This is a genomic window from Erwinia sp. INIA01, from assembly GCF_025947915.1.
GTDB lineage: Bacteria > Pseudomonadota > Gammaproteobacteria > Enterobacterales > Enterobacteriaceae > Erwinia > Erwinia coffeiphila.
Genome location: NZ_JAPDNC010000011.1, coordinates 149518 through 168144, shown reverse-complemented (window position 1 = coordinate 168144; position 18627 = coordinate 149518). Strand labels below are relative to the sequence as shown.

General features: G+C 56.8%; 12 protein-coding genes. 10 read left to right on the top strand and 2 right to left on the bottom strand.

Annotated features, from left to right (window positions below; translation table 11 throughout):
- Positions 1 to 132: 132 nt before the first annotated feature.
- The 6 genes from sapA to OMR58_RS19500 all read left to right on the top strand — a co-directional run bounded on the left by sapA (position 133) and on the right by OMR58_RS19500 (position 6773).
- Entirely contained in the window at positions 133 to 1761 is a 1629-nt protein-coding gene (gene sapA, locus OMR58_RS19525) for an ABC transporter substrate-binding protein SapA (RefSeq protein ID WP_200559523.1), read from the top strand.
- Positions 1758 to 2723 (top strand): putrescine export ABC transporter permease SapB, encoded by a 966-nt coding sequence (gene sapB / locus OMR58_RS19520; RefSeq protein ID WP_200559525.1) that lies wholly within the window; start codon positions 1758 to 1760, stop codon positions 2721 to 2723. Before sapA ends, sapB begins: the two co-directional genes overlap by 4 nt.
- Complete coding sequence (gene sapC / locus OMR58_RS19515; RefSeq protein WP_264546721.1) at positions 2710 to 3600, top strand: putrescine export ABC transporter permease SapC; 891 nt, start codon at positions 2710 to 2712, stop codon at positions 3598 to 3600. Before sapB ends, sapC begins: the two co-directional genes overlap by 14 nt.
- Complete coding sequence (sapD, locus tag OMR58_RS19510) at positions 3600 to 4592, top strand: putrescine export ABC transporter ATP-binding protein SapD (protein ID WP_200559532.1); 993 nt, start codon at positions 3600 to 3602, stop codon at positions 4590 to 4592. Before sapC ends, sapD begins: the two co-directional genes overlap by 1 nt.
- The gene (gene sapF, locus OMR58_RS19505; protein ID WP_200559534.1) at positions 4592 to 5398 is read left to right on the top strand and encodes a putrescine export ABC transporter ATP-binding protein SapF; all 807 of its coding nucleotides are present in this window, start codon (positions 4592 to 4594) and stop codon (positions 5396 to 5398) included. The genes sapD and sapF overlap by 1 nt, the downstream gene beginning before the upstream one ends.
- Before the next feature lie 229 nt (positions 5399 to 5627).
- Entirely contained in the window at positions 5628 to 6773 is a 1146-nt protein-coding gene (locus tag OMR58_RS19500) for a CMD domain-containing protein (protein WP_264546720.1), read from the top strand.
- Between the two features lie 148 nt (positions 6774 to 6921).
- Here OMR58_RS19500 and OMR58_RS19495 read toward each other — a convergent pair whose 3' ends face one another.
- Both OMR58_RS19495 and OMR58_RS19490 read right to left on the bottom strand, forming a co-directional pair.
- Complete coding sequence (locus tag OMR58_RS19495) at positions 6922 to 7818, bottom strand: LysR family transcriptional regulator (protein ID WP_200559801.1); 897 nt, start codon at positions 7816 to 7818, stop codon at positions 6922 to 6924.
- 103 nt (positions 7819 to 7921) lie between these two features.
- A complete protein-coding gene (locus tag OMR58_RS19490; protein WP_264546719.1) occupies positions 7922 to 9511 on the bottom strand; it encodes a PTS transporter subunit EIIC in 1590 nt (529 codons plus the stop codon).
- Positions 9512 to 9752: 241 nt separating this feature from the next.
- On the opposite strand from OMR58_RS19490, the gene OMR58_RS19485 reads away from it, so the two are divergent.
- From OMR58_RS19485 to pdeR, 4 genes are all read left to right on the top strand, one after another.
- On the top strand, positions 9753 to 12059 hold the full coding sequence (locus tag OMR58_RS19485; protein ID WP_200559541.1) for an FdhF/YdeP family oxidoreductase: 2307 nt from the start codon (positions 9753 to 9755) through the stop codon (positions 12057 to 12059).
- Between the two features lie 109 nt (positions 12060 to 12168).
- Positions 12169 to 14118, top strand: a complete 1950-nt coding sequence (locus OMR58_RS19480; protein WP_200559544.1) for an exoribonuclease II — start codon at positions 12169 to 12171, stop codon at positions 14116 to 14118.
- 177 nt (positions 14119 to 14295) lie between these two features.
- Positions 14296 to 16377, top strand: a complete 2082-nt coding sequence (locus OMR58_RS19475; protein ID WP_264546718.1) for a carbon starvation CstA family protein — start codon at positions 14296 to 14298, stop codon at positions 16375 to 16377.
- A gap of 254 nt (positions 16378 to 16631) precedes the next feature.
- Positions 16632 to 18617 (top strand): cyclic di-GMP phosphodiesterase, encoded by a 1986-nt coding sequence (gene pdeR, locus OMR58_RS19470; RefSeq protein WP_264546717.1) that lies wholly within the window; start codon positions 16632 to 16634, stop codon positions 18615 to 18617.
- The last annotated feature ends 10 nt before the right edge of the window (positions 18618 to 18627 follow it).

Below are 18627 nucleotides of genomic sequence, written 5' to 3'. Positions count from 1 at the left end.
GGTGTATTTTGAACACCCCTGATAACAGTATGCTCTTTTGCTGGCGAATTAGCCGTCAGTTATCCTGTCGGCCTGTAGCCTTACGGCGAGAGTGCGGTACACTCTGCTTATGCCTTAAATATCAGACGAATTATGCGCAAACTATTTTCCACCCTCTTACTCAGCCTCGGCGTTTTCAGTGCCCAGGCGTGGTCGGCAACGCCCGGCGATATCCGCCAGAGCGGGTTTGTCTACTGCGTTAACGGCGTTATGAACACCTTTAATCCGCAGATGGCCAGCGGCGGGCTGGTGGTGGATACGCTGGCCGCGCAGTTTTACGACCGCCTGCTGGATGTTGACCCTTATACCTATCGGCTCATCCCCGAGCTGGCCGAAAGCTGGGAAGTGCTGGATAACGGCGCGACCTATCGCTTCCACCTGCGCCAGAAGGTCGACTTCCAGAAAACCGCGTGGTTTACGCCGACAAGGCCGATGAACGCCGATGATGTGGTCTTCAGTTTCGATCGTGTGTTCAATCGCCAGCACCCCTGGCACAACGTTAACGGCGGCAGCTATCCCTATTTCGACAGTCTGCAGTTTTCCGACGCGGTACAAAGCGTAAAAAAACTGGATAAAAATACCGTTGAGATCCGCCTGAACAGCCCTGATGCTTCGTTTCTGTGGCATCTCGCCACCCACTATGCGCCCGTCCTGTCGGCGGAATACGCCGATAAGCTGACCAAAAGCGATCGCCAGGAGCAGATGGACCGCGAGCCGGTCGGCACCGGGCCGTTTATGCTCAGCGAGTATCGCGCCGGGCAGTACATTCGCCTGCAGCGTAACGAAAATTACTGGAAGGGCACCCCGCGCATGTCGCAGGTGGTGATCGATCTCGGCGCTGGCGGCACCGGGCGTCTGTCCAAGCTGCTGACCGGCGAGTGTGATGTACTGGCCTATCCCGCCGCCAGCCAGCTGTCCATTCTGCGTGACGATCCGCGTCTGCGCCTGACGCTGCGCCCGGGGATGAATACCGCCTATCTGGCCTTTAATACCCGCAAGCCGCCGCTCGATCGCCCTGAAGTGCGCCAGGCGCTGGCGCTGGGGATTAATAATGAACGCCTGATGGAGTCGATTTTTTACGGTACGGCGGAAACCGCAGCCTCGATTTTGCCGCGCGCCTCCTGGGCCTACGACACCGATGCACGCATTACCCCCTACAACCCGCAAAAGGCTCGCGAAGAGCTGAAAGCGTTGGGGATCGAAAATCTGCATCTCAATCTGTGGGTGCCTTCCGCATCGCAGGCGTGGAACCCCAGCCCGATGAAAACCGCGGAACTGCTACAGGCCGATCTGGCGCAGATCGGCGTGCGGGTCACCATTGTTCAGGTTGATGGCCGCTTCCAGGAAGCCCGCCTGATGGAGATGAACCACGATCTGACCCTCACAGGCTGGTCTACCGACAGTAACGATCCCGACAGCTTCTTCCGGCCGCTGCTGAGCTGTGCGGCTATCGCATCGCAAACCAACTACGCTCACTGGTGTAATCCTGAGTTCGACGATTTGGTGCACCGGGCGCTGCTTTCCCAGCAGCTCGCCACCCGTATCGACTACTACGATCGCGCCCAGGCGCTGCTGGCAAAAGAGCTGCCGGTGCTGCCGCTGGCCTATTCACTCCGCCTGCAAGCCTATCGTTATGATATTAAAGGACTGGTACTCAGTCCGTTTGGCAATGCGTCATTCGCCGGCGTCCATCGCGACAACGGTGAGGAGACTTCACCGTGATAATTTATACGCTGCGCCGGCTGGTGCTGTTTATTGTAACTCTGTTTATGCTGACGCTGATCGGCTTCAGCCTGAGCTATTTTACCCCCCATGCGCCGCTACAGGGCGCGTCGCTGATCGATGCTTGGACCTTCTGGTTTAAAGGTATTCTGCATCTGGATTTTGGCGTTTCGAGCATTAACGGCCAGTCGATTAACCAGCAGCTGCGCGAGGTGTTTCCCGCCACGCTGGAACTGTGTTTTATGGCTTTTGCACTAGCCATGCTGATAGGTATCCCGTTGGGTATTGTTGCCGGTGTGATGCGTAACAAATGGCAGGACAAGCTGTTGAGCGCCCTTGCGCTGCTGGGTTTCTCCCTGCCGGTATTCTGGCTGGCGCTGTTGCTGACGCTGTTTTTCTCGCTCAATCTCGGCTGGCTGCCGGTGTCCGGGCGTTTCGATCTGCTTTACCCGGTGAAAAATATTACCGGCTTCGCGCTGATTGATGCGTTTCTTTCGGATTCACCATGGCGACATGAGATGATTATCAGCGCCCTCACCCATATGATCCTGCCGGTTGCCGCACTGTCAGTTGCTCCCACCACCGAGGTGATCCGCCTGCTGCGCATCAGTACCCGCGAAGTGATGGAGCAGAACTACGTTAAGGCAGCCGCCACGCGCGGGCTGTCGCTGTTCACCATTATTCGCCGCCACGTATTGCATAACGCCGTACCGCCGGTGATCCCGCGTCTCGGGCTGCAGTTCTCTACGATGCTTACGCTGGCGATGATCACCGAGATGGTCTTCAGCTGGCCTGGCCTGGGCCGCTGGCTGATTAACGCCATTCGGCAGCAGGATTACGCGGCGATCTCCGCCGGGGTGATGGTGGTCGGCGCGCTGGTGATCGCGGTGAACGTGCTGGCCGATATCCTCGGGGCGATGACCAACCCGCTGAAGCATAAGGAATGGTATGCCCTCAGATAATATCTACGCAGAGAAGCGCCCACCCAGCCCGCTGCGCCACACGTGGCGGCTGTTCTATCACGACACCACGGCGATGATTGGCCTGTACAGTTTTGGTGCCGTACTGCTGCTGTGCATCTTTGGCAATCTGATTGCGCCTTACGGCATCGACCAACAGTTCCTCGGCTATCAGCTGCTGCCGCCGTCCTGGTCGCGCTACGGCGACGTCTCCTTCTTCCTCGGCACCGACGATTTGGGCCGTGATTTGCTCAGCCGCATGCTGAGCGGCGCGGCACCCACCGTGGGATCGGCGATTGTCATTACCCTGGCCGCCGCAGTGTGCGCCATGCTGCTTGGGGTACTGGCGGGGTTAACGCACGGACTGCGTTCGGCGGTGATGAACCACGTGCTGGATACCCTGCTCTCCATACCTTCACTGCTGTTGGCGATCATCGTCGTCGCGTTTATGGGACCAAGGCTGGAACATGCCATGCTGGCGGTGTTTCTGGCGATCCTGCCGAGGCTGGTACGCGCTATTTACAGCGCGGTTCACGATGAGCTGGAAAAAGAGTACGTGGTGGCATCCCGGCTCGACGGAGCCAGCAACCTGGATATTCTGTGGCACGCGATTTTACCGAATATTCTTGCGCTGCTGGTGAGCGAGTTTACCCGCGCGCTGTCGATGGCCATCCTTGATATTGCTGCACTGGGCTTTCTCGACCTCGGCGCACAGCTGCCTTCGCCGGAATGGGGAGCAATGCTGGGGGATTCCCTCGAATTGATTTATGTTGCACCCTGGACCGTGATGTTACCCGGCGCAGCGATTATGCTTTGTGTACTGATCGTCAACCTGTTGGGTGACGGCGTGCGCCGGGCCATCGTTGCGGGAGTCGAATAATGCCGCTGCTCGATATTCGAAATCTGACCATTGAGTTTATGACCGCCGACGGCCCGGTCAAGGCGGTCGACCGCGTCAGCATTACGCTGACCGAAGGCGAAATTCGCGGGCTGGTCGGCGAATCAGGTTCGGGTAAAAGCCTGATCGCCAAGGCTATCTGCGGCGTGACCAAGGATAACTGGCGCATTACCGCGGACCGTATGCGCTTTGATGATATCGATCTGCTGCATCTTTCCCCCCGCGAGCGACGTAAAATCGTTGGCCAGAATGTGTCGATGATTTTTCAGGAGCCGCAGTCCTGCCTCGATCCGTCTGAAAGCATCGGCAGACAGCTCAAGCAGGCAATACCCGGTTCAACATGGAAAGGACGCTGGTACCAGCGTTTTCGCTGGCGTCACTACAGGGCGATTGAGCTGCTGCACCGGGTCGGTATTAAAGATCATAAAGATATTATGCGCAGCTTCCCCTACGAGCTGACCGACGGCGAGTGTCAGAAGGTGATGATCGCCATCGCGCTTGCCAACCAGCCGCGCCTGCTGATTGCCGACGAACCCACTAACGCCATGGAGCCAACCACCCAGGCGCAGATTTTCCGCCTGCTCTCCAGGTTGAATCAGAATAACAACACCACCATTCTGCTCATCAGCCACGACCTGCAGATGCTGAGCCACTGGGCCGATAAGATTAACGTGATGTACTGCGGTCAGACGGTGGAGACGGCGGTCAGCGAAGAGCTGATTAGCGCTCCCCACCATCCTTATACGCAGGCGCTGATCCGCGCGATGCCGGACTTTGGCCGCTCGCTACCGCACAAAAGCCGGTTGAATACGCTGCCGGGTGCCATTCCGTCGCTGGAGCATCTGCCGATTGGCTGTCGTCTTGGCCCGCGCTGCCCCTACGCACAGCGCACCTGTATTGAAACGCCACGGCTGAGCGGCTCAAAGAATCATCTGTACGCCTGCCACTTCCCGCTGAATACGGAGCAACAGTAATGGACGAAACGCTACTGGAAGTGCGCAACCTCAGTAAAACCTACCGCTATCGCACCGGGCTGTTTCGCCGACAGCACGTTGAGGCAGTGAAAGACGTCAGCTTTACCGTGCGCGAGGGACAGACGCTGGCGGTTATCGGTGAAAACGGATCGGGTAAATCAACGCTGGCTAAAATGCTGAGCGGGATGATTGAACCCTCCTCCGGCGAAATGATGATTGACGATCATGCCCTGGAGTACGGCGATTACGGCTATCGCAGTCAGCGTATTCGCATGATATTCCAGGATCCGTCCAACTCGCTGAATCCTCGTCAGCGCATCAGCCAGATTCTGGATTTGCCCCTGCGGCTCAATACCGAACTGAATGCCGAAGAGCGGGAAAAGCGAATTATTGCCACGCTGCGCCAGGTCGGACTGCTGCGCGATCACGCCGCCTACTACCCGCATATGCTGGCCCCGGGACAGAAGCAGCGTATCGGCCTGGCCCGCGCGTTGATCCTACAGCCCCGGGTGATTATTGCCGATGAGGCGCTGGCCTCGCTGGATATGTCAATGCGTTCGCAGCTGATTAATCTGATGCTGGAACTGCAGGACCGGCATCGCATCGCCTACATCTATGTAACTCAGCACCTCGGCATGATGAAACACATCAGCGATCAGGTATTGGTGATGCATCAGGGTGAAGTGGTTGAGCGCGGCAGCACCGCAGATGTGCTGGCCTGCCCGCTACATGAACTGACTAAGCGTCTTATTACCAGCCATTTTGGTGAACCGCTGACCGCTGACGCCTGGCGCAAAGATCGTTAAGCCTCCATCTTCCCTTTCATAAAAGACGTTTCGGACGTGTGCGGTGCGCCTGCCGCGCCGCTCCGGTGTCCCTGCTGTTTCTAAGCCCTTATATCTTCCAGCTATTTAATAGCACCGATCATTATTTTGCTCGCCACAGCGCTTACGTCAGGATATTCATGCCATTCAGATCGGCGGTGTGTTTGACCTTAACGGCACCGACGGTCAGTTAACTTGAAAAGGAATGACCATGGAACAACGCCGTTTTCCCGGCAACAGCCACTGGTATCATGAAACCCAGACCAGTCTGCCCGCTCAGCGTAGCGCGCTGGTGCCTGAGGCCGCCGATATTACAGACCGTTTTTTACTTGGTCTGACCCAGCAGGCGGAAGGAGAATTAAAGACTATCGTGCAGCGCGCGCAACCGCTGCATCTGGCGTCGCGCGATCTGTATCAGCTGCTGTTTCCCAGCCAGCTGTCCACCAGCCTGACGCATACCCTTACGCTGTACGATCGCATCAGCACCGCGCTGACCGTCGCGCAGGTGACGGGCATTCAGCGCCTGTGCAACCACTATGCGGCGCGCCTGAATCCGCTGCCTGGGCCGGATTCATCACGCGAAAGCAATCGTCGCTTAACGCAGATCACCGAATACGCCCGCCAGCTTGCCGGGCAGCCGACGCTGATTGACTCTGCGGCGCTTCAGCGTCTTGATGAGGTGGGATTAACCGCGCCCGATATCATTACCTTCAGCCAGATTATCGGCTTCGTCAGCTACCAGGCGCGGGTCGTGGCGGGTATTCACGCGCTGATGGCGCTGCCGGTACGCTGGATGCCGGGTGTTAGCGTGCCGCCCGATGCGGCTTTGCTTCCGTCCGGAGCATGGCAGCCCGCGCTAACGCCGCTGGAACCGCGCTACGCTGCCGCCGATCAGCTGGAAGCGCTGACCTTCTGTCTACCGTTGATTAAGCCTGAAAGCTTTGTCTGGCTGCTGGCGCAGGATGGCGATGTGCTGAACGGCTGGGGACATCTGCTCTCTGCACTGGAAAAACAGCACGCGTCGGACGATACCGCCCTTGCCGCCGCGGTCACCGCACGTATCAACGGCAGCAGCATTTGCTTTGCTCACTATCCGGCAGGAGAACTGCGCGATGCGCTGTGGGAAAATGTAGACCAGGCATTAAGCATCGCCACTGAGCGGCAGAAAGCGATCATTCTGCTGGCCGCCCAGCTGACGCGCGTTCCCGAACGTTTTAGCGCGGCGCATTTGCAGCCGCTGCGCGAGGCCGGTTTATCGACCGCCGGGATTTTCGATGTGATCCTGAGCGTGGCCGCCGCCGCCTGGTCAAACCGCCTGATGCAGAGCCTGGGCACGGTCAGTGTTGAGAATCATTAATATCTCAGAGGATTGATGCAGGTCTGATGGCGATCGTTGTGTTCAACCCCAGATGCCGCAGACCTGATATCCGTACCGAAGTTCAGCAGGAGACATTTCCGGGCTGATAGCACGCTGAAATCCAGTAAGCGATGTTACCGGTCTGCGTTCAGCTGACCAGCAGGTGCCGGACTTCATCAAAGAAGTGCTGCGCCAGCGGCGTGGCACGCCCCGGCTCAGCGATGACCACCGCACCGTGGCGCGACATCGGCGGCATCAGCAGCGGACGTCGGCACAGTTCACCAGTACTTTCCGGGATCAGATGCCCGACCGGGGAAATCAGGCAGCCCAGCCCCACCTGCACACCCTGAATTAACTGGAAGATAGAGGTTGTTTCCATTACCACACGCAGATTCAGCCCCGCAGCAAGGAAATGGCTGTCCAGATAGCGGCGGAAATAGCGCGTACGGTCGGCCAGACACAGCGGCAGCGAAACCACATCGTCCAGAACCAGCGGCGTATCCCCCGCCAACTGAGGGAAATGCTGCGGATGCCAGATAACCTCAACGCCGCGATCGTCGAGCATCTCTGCCTGGAAGTGCAGTTCACGCAGTGTAGCCAGCTCAAAGAAACCAATGCCGACATCCACCGTGTGGCTGTTCAGCGCTTCCAGCAGCTGGTCGGCGCTAAGCACCGCGATGCGATAATCCAACTGGGGATAACGATCGGATACCGCCTTCAGCAGCTGCGGCAGGGAAATACTGCACTGCGGCACCACGCCGATGCGCAACGTACCGCTGACACCGTGCTTCAGCGATTCCACTTCCAGCTTCAGCCCCTGATAAACCGAAACGATTTCACGCGCCCACGAGAGCACACGCTCGCCCTCTGGCGTAAAACCGTCAAAGTTATTGCTGCGGTTGATCAGCGAAAGACCCAGCTCGCGCTCCAGATTTTTCAGGCGCATTGAAAGGGTCGGCTGGCTGACAAAACTGGCCTCGGCAGCGCGGCCAAAGTGGCGTTCGCGCTCCAGATTACAGAGGTAAATTAACTGCTTAATGTCTATTTTTTCTATTCCACAAAGAGTTAAGACTAAATATTATTCGAAATTATAACGAGCTCATATTCCAGGTACAAACACAACCTTTCCGGTTAATGATGCCTGAGTTTCAGGCAATGCCCAGCGCGCTCTTCACCTCTCCGGCGATTTTCTCCACCTGCGGGCCATAGATCACCTGCACATCCGTATCGCTGACGCGGTTCACGCCGTTGGCCCCGGTGCTCATCAGCGTGGCATCCACCACCTCTTTCATCGTTTTCACCCGGACGCGCAGGCGGGTAAAGCAGCAGTCTACATCCTCAATATTTTCTGCACCGCCCAGACCGCTGATAATCACTTTGATCCGCTCTGCGGCTTCCACCTGCGGCGTCGCGTCCTCTTCTTCCGTTTCACGCCCCGGGGTTTCTACGCGCATGCGCTGAATAATAAAGCGGAAGCTGTAGTAATAGACCGGTACGTAAATCAGCCCCAGCGCGATGCTCCACCACCAGGCGGTTTTTTCACCGCCGAGGATACCGAACACCACCAGATCGATCGCCCCGCCCTGCACATTGCCAATCATCAGATGAAACAGCGACATCAACATAAACGACAGCCCGCTGAGCAGCGCATGCAGGATGTAGAGCACCGGTGAAACGAAAATAAAGCAGAACTCCAGCGGCTCGGTGATGCCGGTGGTGAAGGATGTCAGCGCGGCGGCCAGCATTAGCGCCTTGACGCGCTGCTTATGTTCAGGCCGGGCCGCATGGTAAATCGCCAGCGCGGCAGCGGGCAGGCCAAACATCATTACCGGAATTTTGCCCTGGGCAAGAAAACGCGTAGCTTCCCGCACCGTTTCATCGGGCACGCTGCCGGGATGGGTCAGCGAGGCGTTAAAGATATTCAACGCTCCCACCAGCGTCTGGCCGTCAACGGTGGCAATGCCGCCAATCGGCGTAAAACGCACGGTTTCATTCAGGATGTGGTGCAGCCCGGTCGGGATCAGCAAGCGCTCGCTGGTGCCGTAAAGAAATGCGCCGTACTGGCCGCTTTTACCAATCAGTTCGCCGACCCATGCAATGCCAAGTCCAATGGTTGGCCAGATCGCCGCCAGCAGCACGCCCACCAGCGGCAGCACCAGCACAGTGACAATCGGCACAAAGCGCCGCCCGCCGAAGAAGCTGATCGCCGTGGGCAGCTGAACGGTGTAGCAGCGGTTATGGATCACCGCAGTGAGCAGCCCGGCAATCACCCCGCCCAGCACGCTCATATTGTAGGTGAAAATGCCCAGCATCTGGATATATTCCGCCGCCGTCATCATCGCCTGAGTCTGGTCCATGCCCTGCGCCTGAAGCGCCTGGGCGGTCGTGGTGGCAGCGGTCAACCCCTTCGCCGCCAGCGTGGCGCTGACGCCAACGTGCATCGTAATAAAGCCAATCGTCGCGGCAAACGCCGCTGTGGGTTTTTCCGCTTTAGCCAACCCAATCGCGCTGGCAACGGCAAATAGCAGTGGAAGGTTGGCGAACAGCGCACCCGCAACCTTACGGATAAAACCGATAATCAGCTGCGGTACCTGCATCGCGGCAAACGCTTCACCGGTAATCGCCGGATTCTGCATTGCCGCCGCCACGCCAAGGAAAATCCCGGCGGCGGCAATGACCGAAATCGGCATCATCAGCGCTTTACCAAAGGCATGAACGCTGCTGGCAAACTTTTTCATCTGGCCTCTCCCGCCCGGCTTGGTGAACGCTAAGTATTAGACGACAGCGGAGGGATCGCCGTACCACAGGGGAAAATGACAGGCTATTTTTTGAACAGCGTCACAGTTTTAACAATTCCGCGATAAATACTAACTATCGCTCCATCGCTGCAATCAATTAGACAATTCCCACACTGGCTATCACACTTATGCAAAAGGAGTCATAACTTCTTAACATCATTCCAACATAAGCCTGCATATCATGAAATTTAAAGAAGCGATTAAACCCTACCAGGCCGCGGCCGGTGGTTGGGGTTCCCTGGAAGCGACCACCCGTTTTGTCTTCGACAGCAAACAAGTATTAAAAAACATGCGCAACCTGATGCGTATGAACAAGGCAAAAGGCTTCGACTGCCCCGGCTGTGCCTGGGGCGATGATAATAAAAGTACCTTCAGCTTCTGCGAAAACGGGGCCAAAGCGGTCACCTGGGAAGCCACCCGCCGCAATATTGGTGCCGACTTCTTTGCGCAGTACAGCGTGAGCGCCCTCTATCAGCAAAGCGACTACTTCCTGGAGTATCAGGGTCGCCTGACCGAGCCCCTGCGCTATAACCGCCAGACCGACCGCTACGAGCCAATTAGCTGGGACGATGCGTTTGCCCTGATCGCCCGCCACATCAAGGCGATGGACAATCCGCACCAGATGGAGCTTTACACCTCTGGCCGCGCCAGCAATGAAGCGTCCTGGCTTTACCAGCTGTTTGGCCGCCTGAATGGCAGCAACAACTTCCCCGACTGTTCCAATATGTGCCACGAGGCCAGCGGCAGCGGCCTGAAGCGCAGTATCGGTGTCGGTAAAGGTACGATTCGCCTTGATGACTTCGATCATGCCGATGCGATTTTCGTCTTTGGCCAGAACCCGGGTACCAACCATCCGCGTATGCTGCACAGCCTGCGCCACGCCGCCGATCACGGCGCTAAAATTGTCACCTTCAATACCCTGCGCGAGCGTGGGCTGGAGCGTTTTGCCGACCCGCAAAAACCGCTGGAAGTGGTGACCAGCATGGCCGGACAGATCAGTTCTACTTACTATCAGCCGAATCTGGGCGGGGATATGGCCGCCGTTCGCGGTATGGTGAAAGTACTGGCGGAAAATCACCGCACGCTGGTTGCCGCCGGTGAAAAAGGCCTGTTTGACGAAGCGTTTATCAATGCAAAAACCGAAGGCGTTGAGGCCTATCTGGCCGAAGTGGATGCCACCGAATGGTCGCAGATCGTCCAGCAGTCCGGCCTTAGCGAGCAGCAAATCCGCGAAGCGGCGGCGATTTATCAGAGCGCCGACCGGGTGATTTGTACCTGGGCGATGGGTATCACTCAGCACAAACACTCCGTGGATACGGTGCGTGAAATCGTTAACCTGCAGCTGCTGTTTGGTCAGCTGGGTAAAAAGGGTGCGGGCCTTTGCCCGGTGCGCGGACACAGTAACGTGCAGGGCAACCGCACAATGGGCATTGACGAGAAGCCGCCTAAGGCATTCCTCGACAGTCTGGGCCAGCATTTCGGCTTCGAGCCACCGCGTGAAATCGGCCACAACACCGTTGAAGCGCTGGAAGCGATGTTGCGCGATGAAATCAAGGTACTGATCGCCCTGGGCGGTAACCTGGCGGCCGCTGCGCCGGATAGCCCGCGTACCGAAGAAGCGCTGCGCCGCTGTGGCCTGACCGTGCAGATCAGTACTAAGCTCAACCGCAGCCACCTCTGCCCGGGTGCAGTAGACGCACTGATCCTGCCTACGCTGGGCCGTACCGAACAGGATATTCAGGCTACCGGTCCACAGTTTATTACCGTGGAAGACTCGTTCAGCATGGTGCATGCCTCAGAAGGCGTGGGCAAGCCGATTGCCGATACCCAGCGTTCTGAAACCTGGATTGTCGCCGGTATCGCCAACGCGGTGCTGGGCAACGAGAAGGTCGACTGGCTGGGTCTGGCGGCGGATTACAATCTGATCCGCGACCATATCGCTGCCACCATACCGGGCTTCGCGGATTTCAATGCGAAATGCGATATCAAGGGCGGCTTCTATCTCGGTAACGCCGCGGCGGAACTGCGGTTTAATACCCTGCATGAGAAGGCGCAGTTCAGCAACGCGGCGCTGCCCGTCTCCCTGTTCCCTGAGCTGGATGACGAGGTGCCGTTCACGCTGCAAACTCTGCGTTCGCACGATCAGTACAACACCACTATTTACGGTCTGGACGATCGTTACCGTGGCGTTTACGGCCAGCGCGAGGTGCTGTTTATCAATGCGCAGGATATGGAAAAACTGGGCTTTGCCGCTGGTGATAATGTCGACATTGAAACCGTGTGGAACGACGGCATTACCCGTAAAGTTCATGGCTTCAAACTGGTGCCGTACAACATTCCTGCCGGGAATCTGGCCGCCTACTATCCGGAAACTAACCCGCTGGTGCCATTATCCAGCTTCGGTGATATCAGCGGAACGCCAACCTCGAAGTCGGTGCCGGTGAAAATTTCTCTGTCACCGATCAAGCACGAATTGCGGATTGCGTAAGTGCGGGGGCGGCCGGAAAATGGCCGCCCTTTTCATACCGGACTTGCCGCGAGGCGGTTAATCGCGTAAAACTGTCTGCCGCTCTTAGGCCACGAAAACTGTTGAAATTATGTTCCAGGATAACCCGCTGCTCGCGCAGCTTAAAGAGAAACTCCACTCCCAGACACCTCGCGTTGAGGGTGTGGTAAAAGGTACGGAAAAAGGCTTTGGCTTCCTGGAAGTCGATGCTCAGAAAAGCTACTTTATTCCGCCGCCGTTCATGAAAAAAGTGATGCACGGTGACCGCGTTTCAGCGGTATTGCAAACCGATAAAGATCGCGAAGTAGCCGATCCGGAAACCCTGATCGAGCCGTTCCTCACCCGTTTTGTTGGCCGGGTGCAGCGGAAGGACAAAGACGATCGTCTGTCCATTATTCCCGATCATCCTCTGCTCAAGGATGCTATCCAGTGTCGCGCCGATCGTAGCGTGAAACATGATTTCCAGAACGGCGACTGGGCGGTTGCCGAGATGCGCCGCCACCCACTGAAAGGCGACCGCACTTTCTACGCCGAGCTTACCGAATTTATCACTACCGGTGATGACCATCTCGCCCCGTGGTGGGTGACACTGTCACGCCACAATCTGGAGCGTGAAGCGCCGGATGTCGCCACGCCGGAAGAGATGCTGGATGAAAAGCTGGAGCGTGAAGATCTCACCGCCCTGAATTTCGTCACCATCGACAGTGCCAGCACCGAAGATATGGACGATGCGCTGTACGTGGAAGAAACCAGCGATGGCGAACTGCTGCTGACCATTGCCATTGCCGATCCGACGGCCTATGTGCTGCCGGGCAGCAAGCTGGATAAAATCGCCGCCGAACGTTCGTTCACTAACTATCTGCCGGGCTTCAATATCCCGATGCTGCCGCGCCAGCTGTCGGACGATATCTGCTCGCTGCGCCCGAACGAACGCCGCCCGGTGCTGGCCTGCCGCGTGAAAATTGCCGCAGACGGTACGCCTGCCAGCGACATTCAGTTCTTCGCCGCCTGGATCGAATCCAAAGCCAAGCTGGCTTACGATAACGTTTCCGACTGGCTGGAAAACGACGGTGCCGGTGAATGGCAGCCGGATAGCGAAGCGATTGCTCAGCAGATCCGTCTGCTGCATCGTCTGTGCCTGGCACGCAGCGAATGGCGTCAGAGCCATGCGCTGGTGTTCAAAGATCGCCCTGACTTCCGCTTCCTGCTGGGTGAAAAAGGCGAAGTGCTGGATATCATCGCTGAACATCGCCGCATCGCTAACCGCATCGTTGAAGAATCCATGATTCTGGCCAATATCTGTGCTGCGACCGTGCTGCGCGATAATTTGGGCTTCGGCGTCTACAACGTGCATTTAGGCTTCGACCTGGTTAACGCCGAGCAGGCCGCTGCGGTGCTGGCCAACCACGGCATTACCGCCGACCCTGCGGCGATTGCCACACTGGAAGGCTTCCGCGAGCTGCGTCGTGAGCTGGATGCTCAGCCTACCCAGTTCCTCGACAGCCGTATTCGCCGCTTCCAGTCGTTTGCCGAAGTCAGCATTGAACCCGGCCCGCACTTCGGCCTGGGCCTTGAGGCATACGCAACCTGGACTTCGCCAATCCGTAAGTTCGGCGATATGATCAACCATCGCCTGCTGAAAGCGATTATTAAAGGTGAAGCGGCTGAACGCCCTGCTGATGAGCTGACGGTGAAAATGGCCGAACGCCGCCGCCAGAACCGCATGGCAGAACGCGATGTTGGCGACTGGCTCTACTCGCGTTTCCTGCAAAAAGCGGTGGGAACCGACCAGCGCTTCAGCGCCGAGATTATCGACGTCTCGCGTGGCGGCATGCGCGTTCGACTGCTGGACAACGGCGCGGTCGCTTTTATCCCGGCTCCGTTTATTCACGCGGTGCGTGACGAGCTGGTGTGCAGCAATGAAAACGGCTCCGTGATGATCAAAGGCGAAGTAGCTTATCGCGTTACCGACGTTATTGAGGTCACCATCGCCGAAGTGCGCATGGAAACCCGCAGCGTGGTGGCTCGCCCGGCAGCATAAAACTCAATGCGGGATAACGACTCAGGTTATCCCGCATTATTTCTCTCTACTTCCCTGCGTAAAAAATCCCCGACAGTTCACACTTCCTGACTGATTACCTTCCTATTACATTTCATTACACTATTTTTAACTTGCTGATTCCTTCTCCCCTTTGCGGTTCTTACAAGGAGTAATGTGATGAAAAACGTCAAGGCAAGTTTGATCTGGATTGCCGTGGCCATCGTTGGTGCCTGCGCGTTTGCGATGCTGGCATTGAACCGAGGCGAACCGGTTAACGCACTGTGGCTGGTGGTGGCCGCCGTTGCCTGCTACAGCATTGCTTATCGATTCTACAGTCTGTTTATTACCCGCAATATTTTTGAGCTGGACGATCGGCGTATGACGCCCGCCGAGCGTAAAAATGACGGTCTGGACTACGTTCCCACCAACAAATGGGTGCTCTTCGGGCATCACTTTGCCGCTATCGCCGGTGCAGGGCCGCTGGTCGGTCCGATCCTTGCCGCCCAGATGGGCTTCTTGCCCGGAACACTGTGGATCCTGATTGGCGTAATGCTGGCCGGTGCAGTACAGGACTTCCTGATTCTGTTTATCTCCACACGCCGCGACGGACGCTCACTGGGGGAAATGGCCCGCCAGGAACTGGGCGCATTTGCCGGGGTGATCACCATGCTCGGTGCGCTTGGCGTGATGATTATTATTCTTTCCGCGCTGGCGCTGGTGGTAGTGAAAGCGCTAACCAACAGTCCGTGGGGCATGTTCTCCATCGCCGCCACCCTGCCGATTGCCCTGTTCATGGGTGTGTACATGCGCTTTATCCGCCCCGGCCATATCGCCGAGGTGTCGCTGATCGGCTTCGTGCTGATGATGGCCGCGATTATTTACGGCGGTGATATCGCCCTGCATCCTTTCTGGGGGCCGTTCTTTACCCTGAAAGGCACCACCCTGACGCTGGTGCTGGTGATCTACGGCTTCGTGGCTTCAGTTTTGCCGGTGTGGTTGCTGTTGGCACCGCGCGATTATCTGTCTACTTTCCTGAAAATCGGGGTGATCGTCGGTCTGGCGGTGGGCATTGTCTTTGCCATGCCGGAAATGAAAATGCCTGCGGTGACGCGTTTTATTGACGGCAGCGGGCCGGTGTTCTCCGGCGGACTGTTCCCGTTCCTGTTTATTACCATTGCCTGTGGCGCAATTTCAGGCTTCCACGCGCTGGTTTCGAGTGGCACAACGCCGAAACTGGTGGAGCGCGAAAGCCATATCCGTATGCTCGGCTACGGCGCGATGCTGATGGAGTCTTTCGTCGCCATTATGGCGCTGATCTGCGCCTCGGTGCTGGACCCGGGTATCTATTTTGCGATGAATGCCCCGGCGGCGCTGATTGGCACCACGGTAGAAAGCGCCGCGCAGGCGATTAACGGCTGGGGCTTTGTCATCACGCCGGAGGTGCTGACCGCGATTGCCCGCGACGTAGGGGAAACCTCGATTCTTTCCCGCGCAGGTGGCGCTCCGACCTTTGCCGTTGGCATGGCGCATATCATCACCGAGGTATTTAACAGTCGGGCGATGATGGCCTTCTGGTATCACTTTGCCATTCTCTTTGAGGCGCTGTTTATCCTGACGGCGGTTGATGCCGGTACTCGTGCCTGCCGGTTTATGGTGCAGGATCTGGCGGGTACCGCTATCCCGGCGCTGGCGAATAACCGTTCCTGGTTCGGCAATATTATCGGGACAGCGGTGGCCGTTTCCGGCTGGGGCTTCTTCGTCTACCAGGGCGTTATCGATCCATTGGGCGGGATTAATACCCTGTGGCCGCTGTTCGGCATCGGCAACCAGATGCTGGCTTCAATGGCGCTGATTCTGGGTACAGTAGTGCTGTTTAAGATGAAAAAACAGCGCTACGCCTGGGTGACTATTTTGCCGACTGCCTGGCTATTCGTTACCTCAATGACGGCCGGATGGCAGAAAATCTTCCACGAAAAACCGTCGATTGGTTTCCTCGCCCAGGCGAAGAAATTCTCCGCCGGTATCGATCAGGGCGTGGTGATTGCCCCGGCAAAAAGCATCGCGGATATGCAGACCATCGTAATGAGTAACCAGATTAACGCAGCGCTATGCGGCTTCTTTATGCTGGTTGCTGTCACTATGTTGATTTCGTCTTTCTTCGTGATCCGCCGCGCTCTGCAAAGCAGCCAGCCAACCACGCACGAAAGCGAGATTGTTCTGCGTGGTGAAACGGCACAAAGTACGGTGAATCGCCTCTGACTTTAGCTACTAACACGCTGTCCATGCCCGGCACTTGATGCATTATTTTTCTGAGGGCATGTTACACAATCCAACAATTGCGTTATTGTTACTAATGAGTCTCCCCGATCGGACGGTCGGGGAGATTTTTTATTTATCCTGATTTAATCAGTCTGGATTAATTGCTATTGTGTCTCGGGATTCTGCAACCGGCTAATACTGTTGCTAAAATAAGAAGATACCATCTGCACTGCATCACGAAGGAGAAAGAATAAATGACCGATGAACAGGGGCAAACGCTGCTATACGCCTGGTTTGGCACCAGTAGCCCTTATTGGCATTTACGCTCCGACAGCGATGCGCTGCACTTCGCTCAGGAAGAGAATGGCGAAACCAATATCGCCGTACCGCTGAATACCGCACAGGCCAGAATGGTCCGCGAGATGACGGTGGTCACGTCCAGTATTAACCTCACGCTGTCGCTGTACGGCACCCCGATCTCAATGCATCTGGTTGGCCGTAAAACCAGCCTGACTGACTGGGCAGGTACCGCTTCAGCCTGGGGAGATACCTCCGCAGTTGCGCGTGACTTAGCCTTAGGACTTTCTTTTGCCGAGCAGGTGGTTTCGGAAGCCAACTCGGTGATCGTTATCCTCGATCAGCACGGTAATATTCAGCGCTTTAACCGCCTGAGCGAAGAGTATACCGGCCTGAAAGAGCAGGAAGTGATTGGTCGCAATGTGTACCAGCTGTTTATGACTCGACAGGAAGCGGCCTCCTCCCGTCGCAATATCAGCACCTTCTTCCGTGAAGGCAGTTCGTATGAAGTTGAACGCTGGATCAAAACGAAGATGGGACAGCGTCTGTTCCTGTTCCGCAATAAATTTGTTCACAGCGGCAGCGGTAAAAATGAAATTTATCTGATCTGTTCGGGCACGGATATTACTGAAGAGCGCCGCGCTCAGGAACGGCTGAGAGTGCTGGCTAATACCGATACGATTACCGGTCTGCCCAACCGCGCCGCAATTAATGATCGCATCGCCGAGGTACTGGAAACCCGCGACACCGAGCAGGTCGGCGTTGTTTATCTGGATCTGGATAACTTCAAAAAAGTTAACGATGCTTACGGACATATGTTTGGCGATCAGCTGTTGCAGGCCGTGTCGCTGGCGATCCTGAGCTGCCTGGAGAAAAATCAAACGCTGGCACGCCTCGGCGGTGATGAGTTTATCGTGCTGGCAGAAGATACGTCTCAGGCCGCTCTGGAAGCGATGGCCTCCCGCATTATCGACCGGCTTAAGCAGACCTTCCGCATCGGTCTGATTGAGGTGTATTCCGGCTGTTCAATCGGTATCGCCATTGCCCCACAGCACGGCGAGGATCGCGACAGCCTGATCCGCAACGCCGACACGGCGATGTATACAGCGAAAGAAAACGGTCGCGGCCAGTTCAGCGTATTCTCTACCGAAATGAACCAGCGGGTGTTTGAATACCTCTGGCTGGACACGAACCTGCGCAAGGCGCTGGAGCTGAGCCAGTTAGTCATTCACTATCAGCCAAAACTGGACGTTGACGGCACCGTCAGCAGCGTTGAGGCGCTGGTCCGTTGGCTATCTCCGGAACGCGGCCTGCTTCGCCCCGATCGTTTTATCTCCTACGCCGAGGAATCGGGGTTAATTGTTCCGCTGGGCCGCTGGGTGATGCTGACCGTGCTGGAACAGATCCTGGAATGGCGCAAACGCGGCATTTTCCTGCGTGTGGCGGTCAACGTTTCCGCACGGCAGCTCATCGATCAGAGTATTTATACCGACCTCAAGCTGGCGCTGGATGAAGCCGGGCTGGAAAGCTGTCCGATTGATATCGAACTGACCGAAAGTTGCCTGATGGAAAATGAAAGCCAGGCACTGGTGCTGATGGGCGAATTCCAGCAGTTAGGTGCATCGGTGCATCTTGATGACTTCGGCACCGGCTATTCTTCGCTGTCGCAGCTGGCGCGCGTGCCGATTGATGCCATTAAACTCGATCAGAGCTTTATTCGTAACGTCGACGAAAAAGCCGTTTCGCAATCGCTGGTACGGGCCATTGTTGCCGTTGCCCGGGCGCTGGATTTGCAGGTGATTGCCGAAGGAATTGAAACCGAGGAAGAAGAGGCGTTCGCACTGGCCTGCGGCGTTGACGTGCGCCAGGGCTATCTGTACGCGAAGCCAATGCCCGTTGATGAACTTGAGCACTGGCTTGCGCACTACCTTGTTAAAGCCTGATTATGGTTGA